The 20,436-nt window shown below is 70.9% G+C and carries 19 protein-coding genes; 13 read left to right on the top strand and 6 right to left on the bottom strand.

The genetic code is table 11. The features are described from left to right. Positions 1–8: 8 nt before the first annotated feature. Positions 9–692 carry a TetR/AcrR family transcriptional regulator gene (locus tag HUT18_RS32180; protein WP_176104024.1) on the bottom strand — a complete coding sequence of 228 codons (684 nt, stop codon included), beginning with the start codon at positions 690–692 and terminating at the stop codon, positions 9–11. A gap of 695 nt (positions 693–1,387) precedes the next feature. Then, positions 1,388–1,942: a hypothetical protein gene (locus tag HUT18_RS32175; protein WP_176104023.1), complete on the bottom strand. Its 555-nt coding sequence runs from the start codon at positions 1,940–1,942 to the stop codon at positions 1,388–1,390. A gap of 428 nt (positions 1,943–2,370) precedes the next feature. Here HUT18_RS32175 and HUT18_RS32170 point away from each other — a divergent pair, with 428 nt between their 5' ends. Further along, entirely contained in the window at positions 2,371–3,882 is a 1,512-nt protein-coding gene (locus tag HUT18_RS32170; RefSeq protein WP_176104022.1) for an MFS transporter, read from the top strand. Between the two features lie 24 nt (positions 3,883–3,906). Here the strand turns inward: HUT18_RS32170 and HUT18_RS32165 are convergent, their stop codons facing one another. Genes HUT18_RS32165 through HUT18_RS32155 form a run of 3 tightly spaced genes read right to left on the bottom strand, consistent with a single transcriptional unit; the run spans position 3,907 to position 6,685 of the window. After that, on the bottom strand, positions 3,907–4,503 hold the full coding sequence (locus HUT18_RS32165; protein ID WP_176104933.1) for an LUD domain-containing protein: 597 nt from the start codon (positions 4,501–4,503) through the stop codon (positions 3,907–3,909). A gap of 11 nt (positions 4,504–4,514) precedes the next feature. After that, positions 4,515–5,939: a lactate utilization protein B gene (locus tag HUT18_RS32160; RefSeq protein ID WP_176104021.1), complete on the bottom strand. Its 1,425-nt coding sequence runs from the start codon at positions 5,937–5,939 to the stop codon at positions 4,515–4,517. Then, positions 5,936–6,685, bottom strand: a complete 750-nt coding sequence (locus HUT18_RS32155; protein WP_176104020.1) for a (Fe-S)-binding protein — start codon at positions 6,683–6,685, stop codon at positions 5,936–5,938. The genes HUT18_RS32160 and HUT18_RS32155 overlap by 4 nt, the downstream gene beginning before the upstream one ends. Positions 6,686–6,959: 274 nt before the next feature. On the opposite strand from HUT18_RS32155, the gene HUT18_RS32150 reads away from it, so the two are divergent. Genes HUT18_RS32150 through HUT18_RS32140 form a run of 3 tightly spaced genes read left to right on the top strand, consistent with a single transcriptional unit; the run spans position 6,960 to position 9,350 of the window. Continuing rightward, positions 6,960–7,820: a fumarylacetoacetate hydrolase family protein gene (locus HUT18_RS32150; RefSeq protein WP_176104019.1), complete on the top strand. Its 861-nt coding sequence runs from the start codon at positions 6,960–6,962 to the stop codon at positions 7,818–7,820. 11 nt (positions 7,821–7,831) lie between these two features. Continuing rightward, complete coding sequence (locus HUT18_RS32145; protein WP_176104932.1) at positions 7,832–8,584, top strand: SDR family NAD(P)-dependent oxidoreductase; 753 nt, start codon at positions 7,832–7,834, stop codon at positions 8,582–8,584. A 37-nt stretch (positions 8,585–8,621) separates the two neighbouring features. Continuing rightward, positions 8,622–9,350 carry a FadR/GntR family transcriptional regulator gene (locus HUT18_RS32140; RefSeq protein WP_176104018.1) on the top strand — a complete coding sequence of 243 codons (729 nt, stop codon included), beginning with the start codon at positions 8,622–8,624 and terminating at the stop codon, positions 9,348–9,350. A gap of 100 nt (positions 9,351–9,450) precedes the next feature. On the opposite strand, the gene HUT18_RS32135 is transcribed toward HUT18_RS32140, so the two are convergent. Further along, positions 9,451–10,200, bottom strand: a complete 750-nt coding sequence (locus tag HUT18_RS32135; protein ID WP_176104017.1) for a FadR/GntR family transcriptional regulator — start codon at positions 10,198–10,200, stop codon at positions 9,451–9,453. Between the two features lie 371 nt (positions 10,201–10,571). On the opposite strand from HUT18_RS32135, the gene HUT18_RS32130 reads away from it, so the two are divergent. Genes HUT18_RS32130 through HUT18_RS32090 form a run of 9 tightly spaced genes read left to right on the top strand, consistent with a single transcriptional unit; the run spans position 10,572 to position 20,345 of the window. Next, positions 10,572–11,729, top strand: coding sequence for a mandelate racemase/muconate lactonizing enzyme family protein (locus tag HUT18_RS32130; protein ID WP_176104016.1), 1,158 nt, complete (start codon positions 10,572–10,574; stop codon positions 11,727–11,729). A 5-nt stretch (positions 11,730–11,734) separates the two neighbouring features. Continuing rightward, on the top strand, positions 11,735–12,535 hold the full coding sequence (locus HUT18_RS32125) for an SDR family NAD(P)-dependent oxidoreductase (protein WP_176104015.1): 801 nt from the start codon (positions 11,735–11,737) through the stop codon (positions 12,533–12,535). Continuing rightward, the gene (locus HUT18_RS32120) at positions 12,532–13,293 is read left to right on the top strand and encodes an SDR family NAD(P)-dependent oxidoreductase (RefSeq protein ID WP_176104014.1); all 762 of its coding nucleotides are present in this window, start codon (positions 12,532–12,534) and stop codon (positions 13,291–13,293) included. The genes HUT18_RS32125 and HUT18_RS32120 overlap by 4 nt, the downstream gene beginning before the upstream one ends. A 5-nt stretch (positions 13,294–13,298) precedes the next feature. Beyond that, positions 13,299–14,417 carry an aldose 1-epimerase family protein gene (locus HUT18_RS32115; RefSeq protein WP_176104013.1) on the top strand — a complete coding sequence of 373 codons (1,119 nt, stop codon included), beginning with the start codon at positions 13,299–13,301 and terminating at the stop codon, positions 14,415–14,417. A 22-nt stretch (positions 14,418–14,439) separates the two neighbouring features. Next, positions 14,440–15,648, top strand: a complete 1,209-nt coding sequence (locus HUT18_RS32110; protein WP_176104012.1) for a CaiB/BaiF CoA-transferase family protein — start codon at positions 14,440–14,442, stop codon at positions 15,646–15,648. A gap of 7 nt (positions 15,649–15,655) precedes the next feature. Beyond that, the gene (locus tag HUT18_RS32105) at positions 15,656–16,783 is read left to right on the top strand and encodes a carbohydrate ABC transporter substrate-binding protein (protein WP_176104011.1); all 1,128 of its coding nucleotides are present in this window, start codon (positions 15,656–15,658) and stop codon (positions 16,781–16,783) included. Beyond that, positions 16,780–17,568, top strand: a complete 789-nt coding sequence (locus HUT18_RS32100; protein WP_176104010.1) for an enoyl-CoA hydratase/isomerase family protein — start codon at positions 16,780–16,782, stop codon at positions 17,566–17,568. The genes HUT18_RS32105 and HUT18_RS32100 overlap by 4 nt, the downstream gene beginning before the upstream one ends. Before the next feature lie 12 nt (positions 17,569–17,580). Next, the gene (locus HUT18_RS32095) at positions 17,581–18,819 is read left to right on the top strand and encodes a fumarylacetoacetate hydrolase family protein (protein WP_176104009.1); all 1,239 of its coding nucleotides are present in this window, start codon (positions 17,581–17,583) and stop codon (positions 18,817–18,819) included. After that, positions 18,816–20,345, top strand: coding sequence for an aldehyde dehydrogenase (NADP(+)) (locus tag HUT18_RS32090; RefSeq protein WP_176104008.1), 1,530 nt, complete (start codon positions 18,816–18,818; stop codon positions 20,343–20,345). The genes HUT18_RS32095 and HUT18_RS32090 overlap by 4 nt, the downstream gene beginning before the upstream one ends. The last annotated feature ends 91 nt before the right edge of the window (positions 20,346–20,436 follow it).

Below are 20,436 nucleotides of genomic sequence, written 5' to 3'. Positions count from 1 at the left end.
TTGGCACCTCAGGGAGTACTGCGGGCGCCCGACTGCTCGGGGGCGACCGTGGTCACCCCGGCGGCGATGAACTGCAGGTAGTAGTCGACGATCCGTTCCCGTGGGATGTGCGGTTCGCGCAGCCACCATCGCCCCAGCTGCTCGCCCACGCCGGAGATGGTGTGCGCCAAGGCGTGCACCTGCTCCTCGTTCGCGTCCGGCAGGAACTCGTGGGCCAGCTCCGCGATCTTGCGTACGGTCGCGACGCGCAGGTCGGTGAGCTGCTCGGCCAGGAAGCCGGAGGTGGCGGTCGTACTGCTGAACAGCACGGCCCACCGCCGCTGGTCGGCTTCCAGCATCGTGAAGAACACCTCGCCACCGGCGCGCAGGATGTCCTCGACCTCGCCGTCGGAGACCGCGGTGACCGCTTGAGTGAAGCGATCCTCGAAGTCCCGCCGGGCTCGGGCGACACAGGCAAGCAGCACGGCGTCCTTGTCGCCGAGCAGGTCGTACACGACGGGACGCGTCACCCCCGCGGCCCGTGCGATGTCCTCGATGGACGTCCCCGCGAAGCCTCGTGTGGTGAACAAGTCCTCCGCGACGTCGAGCAGTTGCCGCTGGCGCTCCGGGCGCGGCATCCGCACCCGCTTGCCCACACGGCCCGCGCGCGCCTCGGAAGCAGGCGACCCGGGTGTCCCAGGCGAGATCATCATGGCTCGTCCCGTCTCGAGTCCCGCACCGGGCGGTACGAGGTCAATGAAGAGCGCCTGCCCCGGACCGACCGGTCGCGGACCGTGCTCGGCTCGGGTCACGCTTCTGTGCGACGTCCCTGCGGCTGTGCGACGTCCCCGCGGCGGGACCGGATTCATGAACCACGACGACCGAAAACGAACAATGTCGCCGACGCCCGCTCTCACAACTCCGGGCCGCGGTACGACACTTGGCAGTCCGTGCCGTCTCGCCCCGCAGACGGCACCTGACTGCCGAGGCGGCCCTCATCGGCATCTCGTCCTGACGCCTCCGAAGTGCACGGCCAACCGATGCCGAGCGGCGGAACCGGCGAGCCCGTAGGTGACGAGCACCGACCGTGTTTCCGCGCCGCCCCCGACATCGACTCGTAAGAGATATCGAAGGCCTCAACATCACACTCTGTTAGCTACGACTCGTAGGTTACACGTCGAAAGTTGGCGCGCAAGGGGTCGCGCACGAAGAATTCCGCGGCGCCCGCAGACATTGTGGCGACGGCTGTGAGCTTGGAGAAGAGCGACGCCGCACGTCTTCTGCGGCTGCCGGTTGATGTGCCCGCGGGTCACGGAGCCGACGGCGAAACTCGACGGCGAAAGAAGAGTGCCGCGGGGCGTGGCGCCCGTGCACCACACCCCGCGGCGCGACCGCCGTCCCGTACCACTCAGCCGCTCATCAACCCGTCGAGGTTCGGCCTTTCAGGGGGCTTACCAGTCGGGCGAGCAGGCGGCGTGTACAGATCACAGCTCGCGGCGCTCCCGGAGATGCGGATGAACCCCTCGTACCCAGGGACCTTGTCCTTGAGCTGCTGAGGGATGCGCGAGCTTCCCACGATGAGACTCCACTTCCCGCTGCGCACGAAGCTGACGTATGCGGGATTCTGCGGGCCGGGCTCCTCCATCGCCTCCACCTTGCCGGATCGCCACCCCAGTTCGGTCAACCGGTCGACGACCCGCTGGAAGTCGGAACGTCCGGGAGCCTCTGTCACATATCCGACGACCTCCACTTCGCAGGGGGTCTTCCACTCCGGTTTCGGTACGACGCGAACGCCCTCGGCGATCAGGCCGACCGCCGTCCGCACGTCGTACAGCGCCTGCCTCCGCTTCTTGGCGGGCTCAACGGCCGTTGAGCCGGATGGCCCGGCCCCCTTGTCACGCCCGGAGGCACCTCCCCCGTCCGCCTCCCCGCCACCGCACCCCGCAAGGAGCGCGACGCTCACGAACACACACGCGCCCATGCTCGCCGCGCGCCCAACTCGCCACGCACTGCCGCGATGTGAGCACCCAACAACTCTCGCCACCGGACCTTCCGCCCGAGGCCCCCACCCCTGAATCATGCGCACATCCTGACACAGGACCATCACATGATGAGCACTGGTCCTCTACGTAGCGCAACCATGCCGACAACCGTCCTGCCCGCCCGAGCAGTCACCGCCCGGCGGCGCTCGATCCGGCAGCGGACCGAGCGGACGGACACCCGAAGAGGCGCCCATCCCCCATGCCCCGGATGCCACAACCCATCGCTCTCCGGCGGGCTCGCCGCCCCTCCCGACGGCAGGCTGAGGACAGCACGCGACACCAGCCACCACAGTCCGGCGCGCGGGAGTGCCTATACCGCGCGGGCCCCGCACCGCAGGGAGGGAAGCCGATGCCCACCCCACCACCGCCCGGTCCCGGGCCGGGACCGGGTTCCGGCTCGTCCGGCCGGTCCGGCGCCGAGCCCGCCCCGGACGACACCTTCACCACCGCCGTCCCGGCCCGCCTCGACCGGCTGCCCTGGTCGCACTGGCACTGGATGATCGTCGTGGGCCTGGGCACCGTATGGATCCTGGACGGCCTGGAAGTGACCACGGTCGGCAACATCGCGGGGCGGCTGTCCGAGGAGGGCAGCGGGCTCGACATCACCTCGGCCCAGATCACCGGCCTCGCCGCGGCCCTCTACGTCGCCGGTGCCTGTACCGGCGCGCTCTTCTTCGCCTGGCTCACCGACCGGTACGGACGCAAGAAGCTGTTCATGATCACGCTCGCGGTCTATCTGGCCGCGACCGCCCTCACCGCCCTGTCCTTCGAGGCCTGGTGGTTCTTTCTGTTCCGGTTTCTGACCGGCTTCGGCATCGGCGGTGAGTACGCGGCCATCAACTCGGCGATCGACGAACTGATCCCGGCCAAGTTCCGCGGCCGCGTCGACCTGATCATCAACGGCAGCTACTGGCTCGGCGCGGTCGGCGGCTCCCTGCTGTCCGTAGTCGCCCTGAACACGGCGATCTTCCCCAAGGACCTCGGCTGGCGGCTCACCTTCGCCATGGGTGTCGTCCTCGGCCTGGTCATCCTGCTGGTACGCCGCAACGTACCGGAGAGCCCCCGCTGGCAGTTCCTCCACGGCCGGGGCGAGGAGGCGGAGGAACTGGTCGCCTCGGTGGAGACCGAGGCCGAACGCGAGCACGGCCGTCCGCTTCCCGAGCCCGGTGCGCCGATCACCATCCACCAGCGCAAGAGCATCGGCTTCGTCATCATCGCCAGGACGGTCTTCCGCAGCTATCCCCGGCGAGCGGTCCTGTGCCTGTCCCTCTTCATCGGTCAGGCCTTCCTCTACAACGCGATCACCTTCGGCTTCGGCGCCATCCTCACCACGTTCTACGACGTCCCCACCGGCAGCACCGGCTACTACTTCGCCATCATCGCGGCCGGAAACTTCGTCGGCCCGCTGGTCCTGGGCAAACTCTTCGACACCATCGGCCGCCGCATCATGATCTCCGGTACCTATGTGCTCTCCGGCCTGCTGCTGTTCGGCACCGCCTGGCTCTTCGACCTCGGTTCCCTCGACGCCCAGGGCCTGACCGCCTGCTGGTGCGTGGTCCTGTTCTTCGCCTCGGCAGGAGCCTCCAGCGCGTATCTGACCGTCTCCGAGATCTTCCCGATGGAGACCAGGGCCATGGCGATCGCCTTCTTCTACGCGATCGGCACCGCCGCGGGCGGCATCACGGGCCCGCTGGTCTTCGCCGAGCTCACCGAATCGGGCCACGTCGCGGACACGGTGCTCGCCTTCCAGCTCGGCGCCGGTCTGATGACCCTGGCGGGCCTGGTCGCCGCCTTCCTCGCGGTGCCCGCCGAACAGCGCGGCCTAGAGGACATCGCCAAGCCGCTTTCGGCCACGTCCTGATTCGGTGCCCGTCGACAACTGCTGTCAGGCGTCCGTCACGACCAGGACGTGCAGTCCGCGCGGGCCGTGCACACCCTCCACCCGCTCCAGCTCGATGTCGCTGGTCGCGGAGGGACCACTGATCCAGGTCGTCGGGTCGGCCGGGTCAAGCAGGGCGAAGGCGGCCGGTACATCGGCGACGAGTTGCTGCCCGCGCACGACGCACACGTGCAGATCGGGGATCAGGGACAACGCGCGGCGCCCCTGTCCCGGGCCGTGCGTCAGAACCAGCGTCCCCGTCTCGGCCACGGCGACCGTCGCCGTCGTCACCACCGCGTCGAGCGAGTCGAGCGCCCGCGGGTCGAGTGCCCGGCCCGGGACGGCCCCCGGCACCTGCCACGGGAATCCGTCCGGGACGACGACCCGGGCGCCGGGAGGCAGAACGCGGACGAGTTCCCGCTCGACGCCGTCCGAGGTGCAGCGGACGGTACGGGCCCGGTACTCCTCCACCCGTTCGACGAAGAGATCCACAAGGTCGGTGCCCGTCGGAACGCGGCGGTATCCGCGCGGTACGGGAGGCGGTGCGGGCACCCCCGAGAGGGCACTGCGTACGCCGGCGAGAATCTCCTCGCGCGCACTCATCTCGCGTGCTCTCATGACGTGCCTTCCTTCCGTCGCCACCAGGTACGGAACGTCTCGGCCGGAGCCGCCGGCAGTTCACGGCCCCGGGTCCACGCGGAGGCACCGACGTACCGGGCGATCCGCAGCACGGGCGTCGTCAGACGCTCCGCCAGGGCCAGCAGCCGCCCCGAGGCGAGCACGCGGCTCGCCGCCTTCATGGCCACGGCCTCCGGTCCGGGCAGGCCGCCCCGGTGCGCGTCGACGACCTGGGCCCGCAGGTCGACCAGAACGGACGGGATGTCGATGCGCACCGGGCACGCCTCGTAGCAGGCGCCGCACAGTGTGGACGCATACGGCAGCGAGTCGACCTGCCGGTCGGCGCCGGGGCCGACCAGGAGTGGATTGAGGATCGCGCCGATCGGGCCCGGGTAGACCGAGCCGTAGGCGTGCCCGCCGGTGCGTTCGTAGACCGGGCAGACGTTCAGGCAGGCCGAGCAGCGGATACAACGCAGCGCCTGCCTGCCGACCTCGTCGGCCAGTGCCCTAGTGCGGCCGTTGTCGAGGAGCACCACATGCACCTCTTGCGGGCCGTCACCGGTGTGGATCCCGGTCCATGTCGACGTATAGGGGTTCATCCGCTCCCCTGTCGACGAACGCGGCAGCAACTGGAAGAAGACCTCCAGGTCCTGCCACGACGGCACGACTTTCTCCACGCCGACGACGGAGACCAGCACTTCGGGCAGGGTGAGGCACATCCGGCCGTTGCCCTCGGACTCGACCACGACCAGCGTGCCCGTGTCGGCGACGGCGAAGTTCGCACCGGAGACGGCCACCTTGGCCCGCAGGAACTTCTCGCGCAGATGCAGCCGGGCCGCCTCGGCCAGTCGTGCCGGATCGTCGGTGAGGTCGTCGGGAGCCGGTACGCCGCTCTCCCCCATGGCCGAACGGAACAGGTCACGGACCTCGGAGCGGTTCCGGTGGATCGCGGGCACCAGGATGTGCGACGGCAGATCGTCGCCCAGCTGCACGATCAGTTCGGCCAGATCGGTCTCCCAGGCGTCGATCCCCTCGGCCGCGAGTGCCTCGTTGAGACCGATCTCCTGGGTCGCCATCGACTTGACCTTGACCACCTCGTGGGCGCCGTGGGCTTTCGCCACCTCGGCGACGACGCGGCAGGCCTCGTCGGCGTCGCGCGCCCAGTGCACGACCGCTCCCGCCGCTCGGAGGGAGGTCTCCAGCGTGAGCAGATGCTCGTCGAGCCGCAGCAGGACGTCGTCCTTGATCGCGGCGCCGGCCAGCCGCAGTTCCTCCCAGTCCTCGACCTCCGCCACCACGGCGTCCCGCTTGGCGCGGATGGTCGACGTGGCGTGGTCGAGGTTCGCGCGCAGCGTGCCGTCTTCGAGGGCGCGCCGCGCGGCCTCCGGGAAGGGCGGCATCCCCAGGAACGTGCCGGTCATGACGCGGCCTCCAGGTCGGCCTCGGTGCGGGCCAGCACGTCGGCCAGGTGCATCACGCGCACCCCGGCCCGCGCCCGGGACAGCAGCCCTCCGATATGGGTCAGGCAGGAACGGTCGCCGGCCACCAGCACCTGAGCGCCCGTCGCCAGGACGTTGCGTACCTTGTCCTCGCCGATCGCGACGGAGGTCGCGGCGTTCTTCATCGCGAACGTGCCCCCGAAACCACAGCATTCGGTGGCCTCCAAAAGCTCCACCAGGCGAAGTCCCCTTACTTCCCGCAGCAGTTGTACGGGGCGGTCGGCCGTCCCGAGCATTCGCAGCGCATGGCAGGTCGGGTGGTACGTCACCGTGCCCGGGAACGTGGCGCCCACGTCGGTGACGCCCAGTACGTCCACCAGGAACTCGGAGAGTTCGTAGACCCTCGGCGCGAGTTCCGCCGACCGGTGGGCGAGCGCCGCGTCGCCCGAGCGCCGGGCGACGATCGCGTGCTGGTGCCGCACCGACCCGGCACAGGATCCCGACGGCGTCACGACGGCGTCGTACTCCTCGAAGGTCCGCACGAAGTTCCTCAGCACCGGGACCGCTTCGGCGAGGTAGCCGGTGTTGACCATCGGCTGGGCGCAGCAGGCCTGTCCGGCCGGGAACTCGACGTCGACGCCGAGGCGGCGGAGCAGCTTCGCCGTGTTGCGTCCCGTCTCCGGAAACAGCGCGTCGTTCATACACGTCACCGACAGTGCTACACGCATCGCGGGACCAGTCCTCTCTCCGCCGGCTCGTCCCGGAGCGCGGGCGGGAATCGGTGGGTCGGGACGGGCCGGGCCGAGTCGCTCCAGTGAGTCCTCGGCAGAGGCGGGTCCAAGGCGGTCGGGGCCTTGCCTCCGACCTGGCGGGCTCCTCCCGCCGGACATGGACAGACGCTAGACATTAGATGTTTCATGTGTCAAGTTCGAGGAGAGCGCCGATTAGGCCCGAATATTCAGGCTGACCTCGGCGAAACATTAGATCTCTAGGAGTTCACCTATGAAGTTCGCCCGCTTGGGCCCCAAAGGACAGGAGCAGCCGGTGCTGGTCCTGGACGGCGAGGTCCGCAGCCTCCGCGGCATCACCGACGACATCGGCCCGGACTTCTGGCGGACCGGTGGACCCGCCCGTGCCGCCGCCGCACTCGCCGCCGGTGAACTGCCCCTCGTCGAGGACGCCGAGGCACTGCGCATCGGGGCCCCTCTCGCGCGTCCGGGAGCCATCGTCTGCGTCGGCATGAACTACGCCGCGCATGCCGCCGAGTCCGGCTCCGAGCCGCCCGCCTCGCCGGTGATCTTTTTCAAGGCGCCCAACACGGTCGTCGGTCCCCACGACACGGTGACCATCCCACGGGGCGGCACGAAGACCGACTGGGAGGTCGAACTCGGCGTCGTGATCGGCAAGCAGGCGTCCTACCTCGACTCCCCCGAGCAGAGCCTGGACCATGTGGCCGGGTTCCTCGTCGCCAACGACCTGTCCGAGCGGGACTTCCAGCTGGAGCACTCCGGCGGGCAGTGGAGCAAGGGCAAGAACTGTCCCGGGTTCAGCCCGCTCGGCCCATGGCTGGTCACGCCCGACGAGGTGGATCACCGGAATCTGGGCCTGCGCAGCTTCGTGAACGGCGAGCCGCGCCAGGACTCCAGCACGGCCGGGCAGATCTTCGACGTCGCCCATGTCGTTCACCACCTGAGCCAGTACATGGTCCTCGACCCCGGGGATCTGGTGCTGACCGGCACCCCGGAGGGCGTCGCGCTCTCCGGACGGTTCCCGTACCTCTCCCCCGGCGACGTGGTCGAGGTGGAGATCGACGGCCTCGGCCGTCAGCGGCAGGAGTACGTCGCACACGAGGGGGACCGATGAGCTTCACCGGCATCGGCGAGTACGAGGGCCTTGTCGCCCTGGTGACCGGAGGAGCCTCCGGCATAGGCGCGGCGGTGGCCACGGAACTGACGGACCGTGGCGCGCGCGTGGCCGCCCTCGACCTGGAACCCTCGGGCGCGCCGGAGGGCGTGCTCGGCATCAAGGCCGACGTCGGGGACGACGAGAGCGTGTGCCGGGCGGTGGAGCAGGTGGTGCGGACCTGGGGCCGTATCGACGTGGTGGTCAACAATGCCGCCATCGGCGCGGTCGGCACGGTCGAGGACAACTCCGACGCGGAGTGGCTGCGTCTGCTGGACGTGAATCTGCTCGGCGCCGTCCGCGTCAGCCGGGCCGCCCTGCCGCATCTGCGCCGGTCGCCGTCGGCCGCGATCGTCAACATCGGCTCGATCGTGGGGACGACGGGCCTGCCGGACCGGGCCCTCTACGCCGCGGCGAAGGGTGCCGTCCAGTCGCTCACCCTCGCCATGGCGGCGGACCACCTCGCCGACGGAGTGCGGGTCAACTGCGTCAACCCCGGCACCGCCGACACCCCTTGGGTGCAGCGGCTGCTGAACCGGTCCGCCGATCCGGCCGCCGAGCGGGCCGCGCTCGAAGCACGGCAGCCCCACGGGCGTCTGGTCAGCCCTGAGGAGGTCGCGCGTGCCGTGGCCTACCTGGCCGGGCCCGGCTCCGGGTCGACGGTCGGTGTGGTGCTCGCGGTCGACGGCGGCTCCGCCGGTCTCCGGTTGCGCTTGCGCGGGTGATCTACGATGCGACCCGACGAGGCAGGTGAGTGTTCCCATGGCGTTGACGGATGACGCGATCCAGAAAATCAAGTCGATGATCATGGACGGGCGTCTGAAGCCCGGCGACCGCCTGCCTCGGGAGGCCGATCTCTCGGTCCAGCTCGGCATCTCGCGGGGTTCGCTCCGCGAGGCCGTGCGGGCGCTGTCGATGATGCGCATTCTCGACGTACGGCGGGGCGACGGCACCTATGTCACCAGCCTCACGCCCGATGTGCTCCTGGAGTCCATGGGTTTCGTCATCGACCTGCACCAGGACTCGAGCGTCCTGGACCTGTTCGAGGTACGGCGCGCGCTGGAGCCGCTGGCCGCGGAGAAGGCCGCCCTGCTGATGACGGACGAGGACGCTCGGGATCTGCTCACGCTGGCCGAAGCCATCGGCCCGGGGTCGGAGGTCGACGACGTGGTCGCCAACGACCTGGAGTTCCACCACCGCATCGCCCAGGCCTCCGGCAATACGGTGCTGTGCTCACTGGTCGACGGCGTGGCCAGCCGTACCCGGCGGGCCCGTATCTGGCGAGGCGTCACGCAGGAGAGCGCCTTCGAGCAGACCCGGCGTGAGCACCATGCGATTGCCACCGCCATCACGCGGAGGCAGCCGAGCATCGCCGCGGCCTGGTCGCTGGCCCATGTGGCCGGCATCGAGGAGTGGCTGCGGCGCGGCTCGGACGAGGAGGACCTGACCGACGCCACCGAGCACGGGGACAGGCCGGTGCGCGAGGCTTAGGCACGCGCACCGGCCTGTCCGGGCAACCGGCGCCGGAAATCCCTCAACTCCCGGACGCACCACGGTTGTTGGGAATGAGCGGAAAGGCGCGGGGCGGCCGTCAGGCAGGCGTCGGCCGACGGCGCGACCAAGCGGAGCGAATGTGGTCAGCCATCGCCGTACCCGCTCCGGCAGCGTCCCGGTCGAGCAGCCGCTCAAGGATCTTCGCGTGCTCGCGGTTGGTCACGGTGACGTCCTGGACGCTCGGATGCCCTTGGTACCGGAGGCTTGTGCGGGCCTGGCTATGCACCGTACCGACGATCGAGCGCGCGAGTCGGTTGCCCGAGGCGGCCATGATGCGGTCGTGGAACTCGACATCCGAGACGATGAAGGCCTCGGGCTCGCGCAGTTGGGATTCCAGGCGGTGGTAGAGGCCCTCGATCTCGGCGAGGTCGGTGGCGTCGGCGTTGAGCGCCGCCTGGGCGGCCAGGTCCGATTCCAGCGCGACACGCACTCCGACCAGTTCGTCGAGAAGGGTCACGTTCTCGTCGTGACGCATGGCCGCGGCCAGCACGTCCGCGTCCAAAAGGTTCCACTCGGTGTCCGCATTGACCACCGCGCCGACGCCGTGCCGGACCGACACGAGCCCCTTGGCCTCGAGGAGCTTGACCGCTTCACGGACCGTGATGCGGCTGACCTCGAACGCGGCGGACAGCGCCGACTCCGGCGGCAGCACGCTCTGCGGCGCGATACGCCGGGCCACGATGGCATCGACGAGCGAACCGACCACGAGCTGCGCGAGTCGGGCGGGGCGCTTGCCCGTGGCGGCGGGCAGCCTGAGGTCGAGCGCTGAGATCAGCGATCCGGCCACGTCGTCTCCTCCCCCGCGAACTACTGGCATGCCCACACCTTAGGACACCGAAGAGTAGACCTACATCTGCCTTCTTGACAACAGTCAACAGACAACTAACAATCAACTGAGCCTGAGGAGGATCGCAGGTCGCAGTCGACCCGGGGCACGACCACGGCAACCGGGCACGGCCACGTACGGGCGGGCCCGAACAAGCCGTCGCACCGCACCGCGCTCGGCGAGGCACCGGAGGATTCGTGCGCGTCGTCCGCCCCGTGCGAGGCGGCGTTCCCTCGGTGGGCGCCATCCGTGGCCGCCGTCCACCGCTCCCTCCGCCAGGCGATCACCACAGGCCGCACGGCCGACCGGACCAAGGCCCTAGGGGACACACCATGCGCATCACCGGCTATCGCACGCTCTCCACCGTGCACGACTGGGGACGCCCGATCGGGGACGCCAACGGCGCCGTGCGCTCCGGGACCACCGAGGTGCCGATCGTGCTGCTGAGCACCGACTCCGGCGAGACCGGCGTCGGGCTCGGCTCCACCGCCCACATCGAGGACTTCTTCCCCCTGCTCGACGGGGCGGACCCGAGGGCGGCCCCCGCGCTGTACGACCGGATGCTCGCCAGAGTGTTCAAGGCCGGACACGCGGGAGCCGTCTTCGGCACCATCGGGGCGCTGGACATGGCGCTGTGGGACCTCAAGGCGAAGGCCGCCGGGGAACCGCTGTGGCGCACCCTCGGCGCCGCCGACCGCGTCGTGCCCGCCTATGCCTCCGCCCTCGACGGGCCACTCTCGGACGACGAACTCGTGGCGGCCCACCAGCCGTTCGCCGAGCGCGGGTTCGGCGCCGTAAAGCTGAAGGGCGGGCTAGACGCGGCCACCGACATCCGTCGGCTGCGGCTCGCCGACGAGGTGTACGCCGCGGCCTCCGGCGGCCGTCCGGCCCTGATGCTCGACGCCAACGAGACGTGGTCGCGCAAGGAGGCCGTCCGGCACGTGCGGCGCATCGAGGAGGAACTCGACCTCGCCTGGGTCGAGGAACCCGTACGCCGCTGGGACGCCGAAGGCCTCGCCGCGGTCTCGCGGGGGGTACGCGCGGCGGTGGCCACCGGAGAGAACCTGACCGGGCTCGAACAGTTCCGTCCGCTGGTCCTGGCGCGCGCCGTGGACATCGTGCAGACCGGAAGCATCTGGGGAATCACCCACTTCCTGCGGGTCGCCGCCCTGGCGCACTCGGTCGACCTGCCCATCAGCCCGGTCGGTTACAACGCCAACCCGCTGTGCCACGCGGCGGCCGTGGTGCCCAACCACATGGCCGTCGAGATCCAGGACCTCGGCTTCCCCCAGGGGATCAGCGCCGACCAGACCTTCGAGGACGGCAGGGTCGTGCTCGGCGACAGCCCGGGGCTCGGCCTCGTCGTCGACGAGGAGGCCGTGACGCGGGCGAACGGCGCCAACGGGTGGACGGCCCCCGCGAGTCCGCACGTACGCCCGTCCGACGCGGGCCGCCGTCTGACACGCAAGCCCGACCCTCGAAGGGGCTGACCGCCATGAAACGCACTGCCACGCACCGGCTCGACGGCATACGCGCCCTGGTGACCGGCGGAACCTCCGGGATAGGCCTCGCCGTCGTGGAGGCGTTCCTCCGCGAGGGCGCCGAGGTGGTCGCCGTCGGCCGCGGCGCCTACGGTCCGCCGCGTCCCGGTGAGGCACGGCGCACGACCGCGGACGTCCGCGACGACGCACAGGTTCGTACGGCCGTCGTGAGCGCCGTCGACGCACTCGGCGGACTCGATGTGCTCGTCACGGCGGCCGGTGTGGCCTCGGTCGGCACCGTCGCCGAGGCGTCCGATGACGAGTGGGCGCGGGTGCTGGACGTCAACGTCACGGGCACCGCCCGGTTCTGCCGTGCGGCCTGGCCGCACCTGGCCGCATCGGACCACGCCGCCGTGGTGGTCGTGGGCTCGATGGCCGCGGCCCAGGGCTACCAGGAACGGGCCGTCTACGGCGCCAGCAAGGGCGCGGTGACCGCGCTCGCCAGGGCGATGGCCGCGGACGGACTGCGGGACGGCGTCCGCGTGAACGTGGTGCACCCGGGCACGGCCGACACGCCCTGGGTGGACCGGCTGGTCGCCTCCTCCCAGGACCCCGGCTCCGCGCGAAACCGGCTCACCGCCCGCCAGCCCCACGGGCGCCTGGTGGGCACCGAAGAGATCGCCGAGGCGGTGCTCCTCCTGTCCTCGCCCGTGTGCGGCTCCCTCACCGGGGCTGAACTCGCCGTGGACGGCGGCGGAACCAGCTTGCGACCTCAACCGACGTCACCCACCGACCAGCACCAAGGAGCACCATGACAAGGCCCGTTGAACGGCCCTCGGGCAGCGCCGTCGTCACCGGCGGCGGCGGGTCCCTGGGGCGCGCCACCGCCCTGCGCCTGGGCGCCGACGGCTACGACGTCGCCGTACTCGATCTGCCCGGCGAGGGACTCGACACCACCTCGGCCTCCCTCGACGCGGCGGGAGTCAAGCACCTGGCACTCGGCGTCGACCTGCGCGAGGCCACGGCGATACCCGAGGCCGTGGACACGGTCGAGCACACCCTCGGCCCCGTGCACGCACTCGTCAACAACGCCGCCGTCTACCCGAACACCCCTTTCCTGGAAGTCACGTTCGCGGAGTACGACGAGGTGGTCGCGGTCAACCAGCGCGCCTACTTCCTCGCGGCGCAGGCCGCCGCCCGGCTGATGGTTCCGCGCGGCCGGGGCGCGATCGTGAACCTCGCGTCGATCACCTGGCACGGCGGCTGGGCCAATCTCTCCGGCTATGTCTCGACCAAGGGCGCCGCGGTCTCGCTCACCCGGGCGCTGGCCCGTGAACTGGGCCCGTCCGGGATCCGGGTCAACGCGGTCTCGCCGGGCGCGTTTCCGACCAAGGCCGAGACCATCCACGACAACCCGGAGGAGTACGCCCGGTTCGTGGTCGAGCACCAGTCGCTGAAACGGCGCGGGACCGGCGAGGAGCTGGCCGCGGTGGTGTCCTTCCTGCTCGGACCGGACTCCTCCTTCGTCACCGGCCAGACGGTGAACGTCGACGGCGGATGGGTCATGGGGTGAACGCGATGAACATCTTCGGCAGAGAACTGTCCGCCCGCGCGCTGCGCGAGCGCACCGGCGACCTGGAATCCGTCGCCGGAGTCCGCCAGGTCGAACTGGCCAACGGCACGGAACGCGGCGTACGCGCCGTCGAACTGCGCACCGCCGCGGGCCTGGAAGTCGACGTCCTGGTCGACCGTGCCATGGACCTCGGCGCCGCCCGCTTCCGCGGCGTCCCCTTCGGCTGGCGCTCGGGCAACGGCTTCCGCCACCCGGGGCTGCACGAGCACAACGACGAGGACGGGCTGTCCTGGCTGCGGGCGCTCGACGGACTGCTGGTCTCGGGCGGACTCGACCACACCCTGTTCGGCGGCGAGGTGGACGCGTCGGGGTACGGGTACCCGCCCAGGCAGACGGTCCGGCACGGTCTGCACGGACGGCTGACCGCCGTCCCGGGCCGCCTGCTCGAAGCAGGGGAAGTGTGGGACGGCGACCACTGTGTGCTGCGGGTGCGCGGCGAGATGGTGCAGGCGACGTCCTTCGGTGAGCACCTGCGCCTGACCCGGACCGTCGAGGTGGACTTCGACGGACTGGAGATCCGGTTGCGCGACGTCGTCGACAACCTCGGCTTCGAGCGGACGCCGCACATGTTCCTGTACCACCTCAACTTCGGCTGGCCGCTGGTCGAGGAGGGCACCGAGTTCCTCGCGCCGATCTCCGGCACGCTCTGGCAGAGCGACTCGGTGCGCGAACAAGGCGTTTCCTACCGGCACTTGCCCGCCCCGCGGCCCGGCTTCGTCGAGCAGGTCTTCGAGCACCGGCTCGTCCCCGACCGGGACGGGCGTCACCGTGTCGCGCTGGTCGGCCCCGGAGGCGGTTTCGGCGTCGAGGTCGCCTGGGACTCCGCGGCGATGCCCCACTTCTTCGAGTGGCAGAACCTGCGCAGCGGCCAGTACGCCGTCGGCCTCGAACCCTCGACGCACCACGTCGCCGGGGACGCGGCCGCCCGCGACGACGGATCGATGATCTGGCTGGAGCACGGCGAGTCCCGTACGTACACCACCTCGCTACGCGTGCTCGACGGCGTGGACGCCACCGCAGCCGCACGCGCCCGGATCCGCGCCGTCGCGGACCAGCCCGAGTGAACCGCCGCGCAAGGAAGGCACCATGAGCACCACACCACAGATACTCAAGGGCTATCGCGTCCTGGACTGCTCGATCGCGATGGCCGGACCCTTTGCCGCCCAGCGCCTGGGCGACCTCGGCGCCGACGTCGTCAAGATCGAGCCGGTGACGGGCGAATGGCAGCGGCATGCCGCCGCCGGCGGGGCGCGCGGCAACCGTGTCAATGTCTCGTTCCTCTCCCTGAACCGCAACAAGCGTTCGCTCGCGATCGATCTGAAGACCGCGGAGGGCAAGGCCCTGCTGCTCCGGCTGGTGGCGAGCGCCGACGTCTTCCTGCAGAACTACCGCCCCGGGGTGGCCGAGCGGCTGGGCGTGGACCACACGACGCTCGCGGCGATCAACCCGGCCCTGGTCTACGTGTCGATGTCGGGTTACGGCGAGGACGGACCGGACCGGAACCTGCCCGGGCAGGACCTGCTGCTCCAGGCGAAGTCCGGGGCGATGCTCTCCGCGGGACGGCACGGCCAGCCCCCGATGCCCGCGGGCCAGTACCTCGTCGACGCCGTCACGGCGTCCACCGCCTTCGAGGGCGTGCTCGCCGCGCTGCTGCACCGTGAACGCACCGGCGAGGGACAGCTGGTGCAGGTGAACATGCTCGACGCGATCACCACACTCCAGATGCAGGAACTCTCGGTGTACACCGCGGGCGGCGTGCCGCAGCAGCGCAGCGCCGAGCCGCACGCGCATGTGTACATCCGGGCTCCGTACGGCACGTTCGAGACCGCCGACGGCTATCTGGCACTCGCCATGCCCGACCTGCCGACGCTGGGCAAGGTGATCGGCGAGGAGTCCTTCCTGGAGATGGACTCCGAGGTACACGGCTGGACGCACCGCGACGAGGTGCACCGCGCGACGGCCGAGCGGCTGCGCACCCGCACCACCTCCGAGTGGCTGGCCGCGCTGGCCGAGGCGGGGTTGTGGGCCGGACCCGTGTACGACTACGAGGCGCTGGTCAACGACCCGCAGATCCGCCACAACGGCACCTTCGTGGAGTACGAGCACCCCACCGAGGGCCGGGTCACCACGCCCGGGTTCCCCTACCGCTTCTCGCGCACTCCGGCACGCATCGACCGGGGCGCACCCCTGATCGGCGAGCACACCTCGGAGGTCCTCGCGGAGGCGGGGCTCACTCCCGAGGAGATCCGGTCCCTGCTGCGCACCGGTGTCGTCGCCGAGACGTCACGGGGGTGAGCGGGTGATGAGCCACAAGGGTCTGACCTGGGATCACCCGCGCGGCCGCGACGCACTGGTCGCGGCGGCACGAGCAGCCACGGAGAACGGTCTGGAGCTGGTGTGGGACACCCACCCGCTCGAAGGCTTCGAGTCCACACCGATCGAGCAACTGGCCGAGGAATACGACGTGATCGTCCTCGACCACCCCCACCTGGGGGACGCCCTGAAGCACCGGTGCCTGCGCCCGCTCGACGAGCTCTTCGACCCGGACACGGTCGAGTCCTGGCGGCGCGGCGCGTCGGGCCCGAGTCTCGCGTCGTACGAACTCGACGGTCACCTCTGGGCGTTGCCGCTGGACGCCGCCACTCAGGTCGCGGCGACCCGCCTGGACCTGGCCGGTGCCGCGCCCACCCTGTGGCGGGAGGTGGTCGAACTCGCGGCGCGGGCACCGGTCGCGCTGTCCCTGGCCGGTCCGCACGCGCTGCTCACCTTCGCCTCGGTCTGTGTCGCCCTCGGCGAGGAACCCGGTACCAGGGCACCGGGGTTCGTGAGCGAGCCGACCGGTCGCCGTGCGCTGGAACTCATGACGGCGCTCGCGGGCAGGGCGCCCGCGCGTTCCCACACCATGAACCCGATCGCCCTGCTGGGCACCATGACGCAGGACGACACCCTCGCGCACTGCCCCCTGGTGTACGGGTACGTCAACTACGCCTCCCCCGGCCTCGAACGACGGGTGACCTTCACCGACGCGCCCCGCCTGACCCCGGACGGCCGCCCCGGCTCCACTCTCGGCGGCACCGGACTCGCGCTGACCCGGCGCTGCGACCCCACGCCCGAACTCCTCGCCCACCTGCGCGAGTTGCTCTCACCGCAGACGCAGGAGGAATTCATCCCCGTCCACGCGGGGCAGCCCGCGATGGCCTCAGCCTGGCGTTCCGAACAGGTCGACCGGGCCGCCGGTGGCTTCTACTCCGGAACCCGGGAAACCGTCTCGCGGGCCTGGGTACGGCCTCGGCACGCCGGATACATCCGGTTCCAGACCGAGGGGGCACAGGTCGTCCGCGAGGTCGTGCTCGGCAGGACGTCCGCGGCATCCGGACTGCGCCGTCTCGACGAGCTGTTCACCACCGGCAAGCAGGAGGCCACCCGATGACGACATCCGCCCACGCAGACGGCCACGTGCTCTGGGAGCAACGCGGACCGGTCGGCGTCCTCACCCTGAACCGTCCCGCGAAACTGAACGCCGTGACACGGGAGATGTCCGACGCCCTGTCGGAACTCGCCCGCCGTTGCAACGCGGACGACGAGATCCGCGCGGTGGTGCTCACCGGCGCCGGGGACCGCTCGTTCTGCGCGGGCTCCGACATCGCCGAACTCGACAGGTACGCCACCCCCTGGGACTTCCGCAACCGCCGGGACTACTGCGACGCGCTGAAGGAACTGCGCAAGCCCCTGATCGCGGCGGTCAACGGCTATGCCCTCGGCGGCGGCCTGGAGACGGCGCTGATCTGCGACATCCGGCTCGCCTCGGTCCGCGCGAAGTTCGCCGCGCCCGAGGTGAAGCTCGGCTGGATCGGCGGCGGTGGCATGTCCGCACAGCTCGCGGCGTCCATCGGCACCGGCAACACCGCGCTCATGCTGATGACCGGCGATCCCGTCGACGCCCAACTCGCCCTGAACTGGGGGCTCGTGAGCGAGGTACTGGAGCCCGAGGCCCTGCTTCCGCGGGCGCTCGAACTCGCGGCCACCATCGCCGCCCGGGCCCCGGTCGCGGTGGAGACCGCCAAGGCCAATCTGTCCGCGGCCGTGAACATGCCGCTCGACCAGGCCGTCTCCTACGAACGCGACGTACAGGCCGTCTGCTTCGCGACCGCCGACGCCGCCGAAGGCCGACGGGCCTTCGCGGAGAAGCGCCCACCCCACTTCACCCGGACCTGACGGGAGATCAGCATGAGCACCGCAGACACCGCAGACACCCCATCCGCGGCGGACACCGCAGATGCGGCAACGTTCGCGGCTCGGGCCGCCGATGTCGACGAGACGCTTCCCGTCGACGGCACCCGCGGCACCCTGGTCGGACGGATATGGGATTCCGCAGAGGCAGGGCCGGCGGTCGTAACCGTCCGCGACGGTGCGCTGCACGACATCACCGCGGCCTTCCCCACCGTCCGCGACCTGTGCGAGCAGCCGGATCCGGCCGCCGCCGTCGCCGCAGCGCCGCGGCGCTACGTCGCGCCCCTCGCCGACGTCCTCGCCAACACCGCGGCCACCCCGCGCGACCCTCAACTCCCCTGGCTGCTCACACCCGTTGACCTCCAAGCCGTCAAGGCCGCGGGCGTCACCTTCGTGGACTCGATGCTGGAACGGCTCATCGAAGAGCGGGTACGCGGCGAAGCCGCCGGGGCGGAGGAGGTCCGTACGGCGATCCTCGACGCCCTCGGCGGCCGGCTGACCCGCGTCCGCCCGGGCTCGCCCGAAGCGGCGCGGCTGAAGGAGATCCTGGTCGCACAGGGGCTGTGGAGCCAGTACCTCGAAGTGGGCATCGGCCCCGACGCCGAGATCTTCACCAAGGCCCAGCCCCTGTCGGCGATCGGCACCGCGGCCGAGATCGGTGTTCTCACCTGCTCCCGCTGGAACAACCCGGAGCCCGAGGTCGTCCTCGCTGTCACCTCCCGTGGAGCCGTCGTCGGCGCGACGCTCGGCAACGACGTGAACCTGCGGGACATCGAGGGCCGCTCCGCGCTGCTGCTGCCCAAGGCCAAGGACAACAACGCCTCTTGCGCGATCGGCCCGTTCCTGCGGCTCTTCGACGCGACGTACGGCATGGACGACGTACGGGAGGCGACCGTGCGCCTCCGGGTCGAGGGCACCGACGGATTCACCATGGACGGCACCTCCTCGCTGAGCGCCATCAGCCGCGATCCCGAGGAACTCGTCGGCCAGTTGACCGGACCGCACCACCAGTACCCCGACGGAGCCGTGCTCTTCCTCGGCACGATGTTCGCGCCCACCGCGGACCGCGACGAGCCGGGCATGGGCTTCACCCACCACCGCGGCGACCTCGTACGGATCTCCACCGAGTCGCTCGGCGGCCTGGTCAATCGGGTCGAAGCGAGCGAGAAGTGCGAGCCGTGGACCTTCGGCGCCGCCGACCTCATGCGCAATCTGGCAAGGAGAGGACTGCTGTGACCACCGACCCCCACCGCACCGCCCCGCTCGTCTCGACGGACCCGCGCACCGGAACCACGACGCCGACCGGGCTGCACCGCAGTTCCCCGAAGGACGTGGCGCGGGTGGTCGCGGACGCCCACCGCGCGGCCCCGCTGCTCGCCGCCATGCACCGGCACGACCGGGCCACACTGCTCGACGCGATGGCCGCGCGCCTGGAACTCGCCGAGTCCGTCCTGGTGACGACGGCGATGACCGAGACGGGCCTGCCCGAGGCACGGATACGCGGCGAACTGGCCCGTACCACCTTCCAGTTGCGGCTGTTCGCGGAGGCTGTACGCGAGGGCGGCCACCTCGAAGCGACCATCGACCACGCGCGGGACACACCGCTCGGAGCCGCACCCGACATCCGGCGCATGCTGATCCCCCTCGGCCCGGCCGCCGTGTTCGGCGCGAGCAACTTTCCGCTCGCCTTCTCGGTGCCCGGCGGCGACACCGCCTCGGCGCTGGCGACGGGCTGCCCGGTCGTCGTCAAGGCGCACGACTCGCATCTGCTGACCTCGCAAGCGGCGTACGAGGCGCTACGGGCCGCGGTCGCGGACACCGGCGCCCCGGAAGGAACGATCGGCATCGTCTTCGGCCGGGAGGCGGGCATCGCCCTGGTCTCGGATCCGCGGATCAAGGCGGTCGGCTTCACCGGCTCCCCGCGCGGCGGCCGAGCCCTGCTCGACATCGTCAACTCCCGCGAGGAGCCCATCCCCTTCTACGGCGAACTCGGCAGCCTCAACCCGGTCGTCGTCACCCCGGGCGCGGCACAGGCACGACCCGAGGCCATCGCCGCGGGACTCGCGCAGTCCGTCACCGGTTCGGCGGGACAGCTGTGCACCAAGCCGGGTCTGGTGTTCGTCCCTGCGGGCGCGCCGGGCGACCGGCTCGTCGAACTGCTCGGCAGCGCCGTCGCCGAGGTACCGGCACAGGTGCTGCTCAACCGCCACATCGCCGACTCGTACGCGAAGACCGGTGAGCGGTTGACCGCCACCGACGCCGTGACGGCGGTCGCCTCGGGCGGGGCCGTGCACGGGGAGGGCTGCACGGTCACGCCGCAGGTGCTCACCACCGACGCCGACTCCCTCGGCGCCGTACTGGAGGAGTGCTTCGGCCCGCTCGTCGTGGTGGTCCGCCACGACGGCGACGAGGCCCTGCGCTCCGCCCTCGCCCAGTTGCCCGGTTCGCTGACGGCGACGGTGCACGCAGAGCCCCACGAGGAAGAACTCCTGGCCGGGCTGGTGCCGGTCCTGACCCGCGCCGCGGGCAGGCTGGTCTTCAACGGCTATCCGACCGGGGTCCGTGTCTCCTGGGCCCAGCACCACGGCGGCCCCTGGCCCGCCACCAATTCCGTCCACACCTCGGTGGGCGTCTTCGCCATGCGCCGCTTCCTGCGCCCGCAGGCCTGGCAGGACGCCCCCACGTCGCTTCTGCCCGTCGAGCTCCGGGACGACTGCGCCGGTGTGCCGCGCAGGGTCGACGGGGTGATGACGAGCGGCTGAGGTCCCCCTCCCCACCAGGCCGTGCGCGGCGGGTTCCGACAGTGGTCGGCCCGCCGCGCACGGCTGTTCGGGGTTGTACTCGCGCCTTCCC

Origin of the sequence: Streptomyces sp. NA04227 (assembly GCF_013364195.1) — a bacterium.
Lineage (GTDB): Bacteria > Actinomycetota > Actinomycetes > Streptomycetales > Streptomycetaceae > Streptomyces.
The sequence above is the reverse complement of the archived record's forward strand: the minus strand, read 5'-3'. Positions and strand labels throughout refer to the sequence as shown.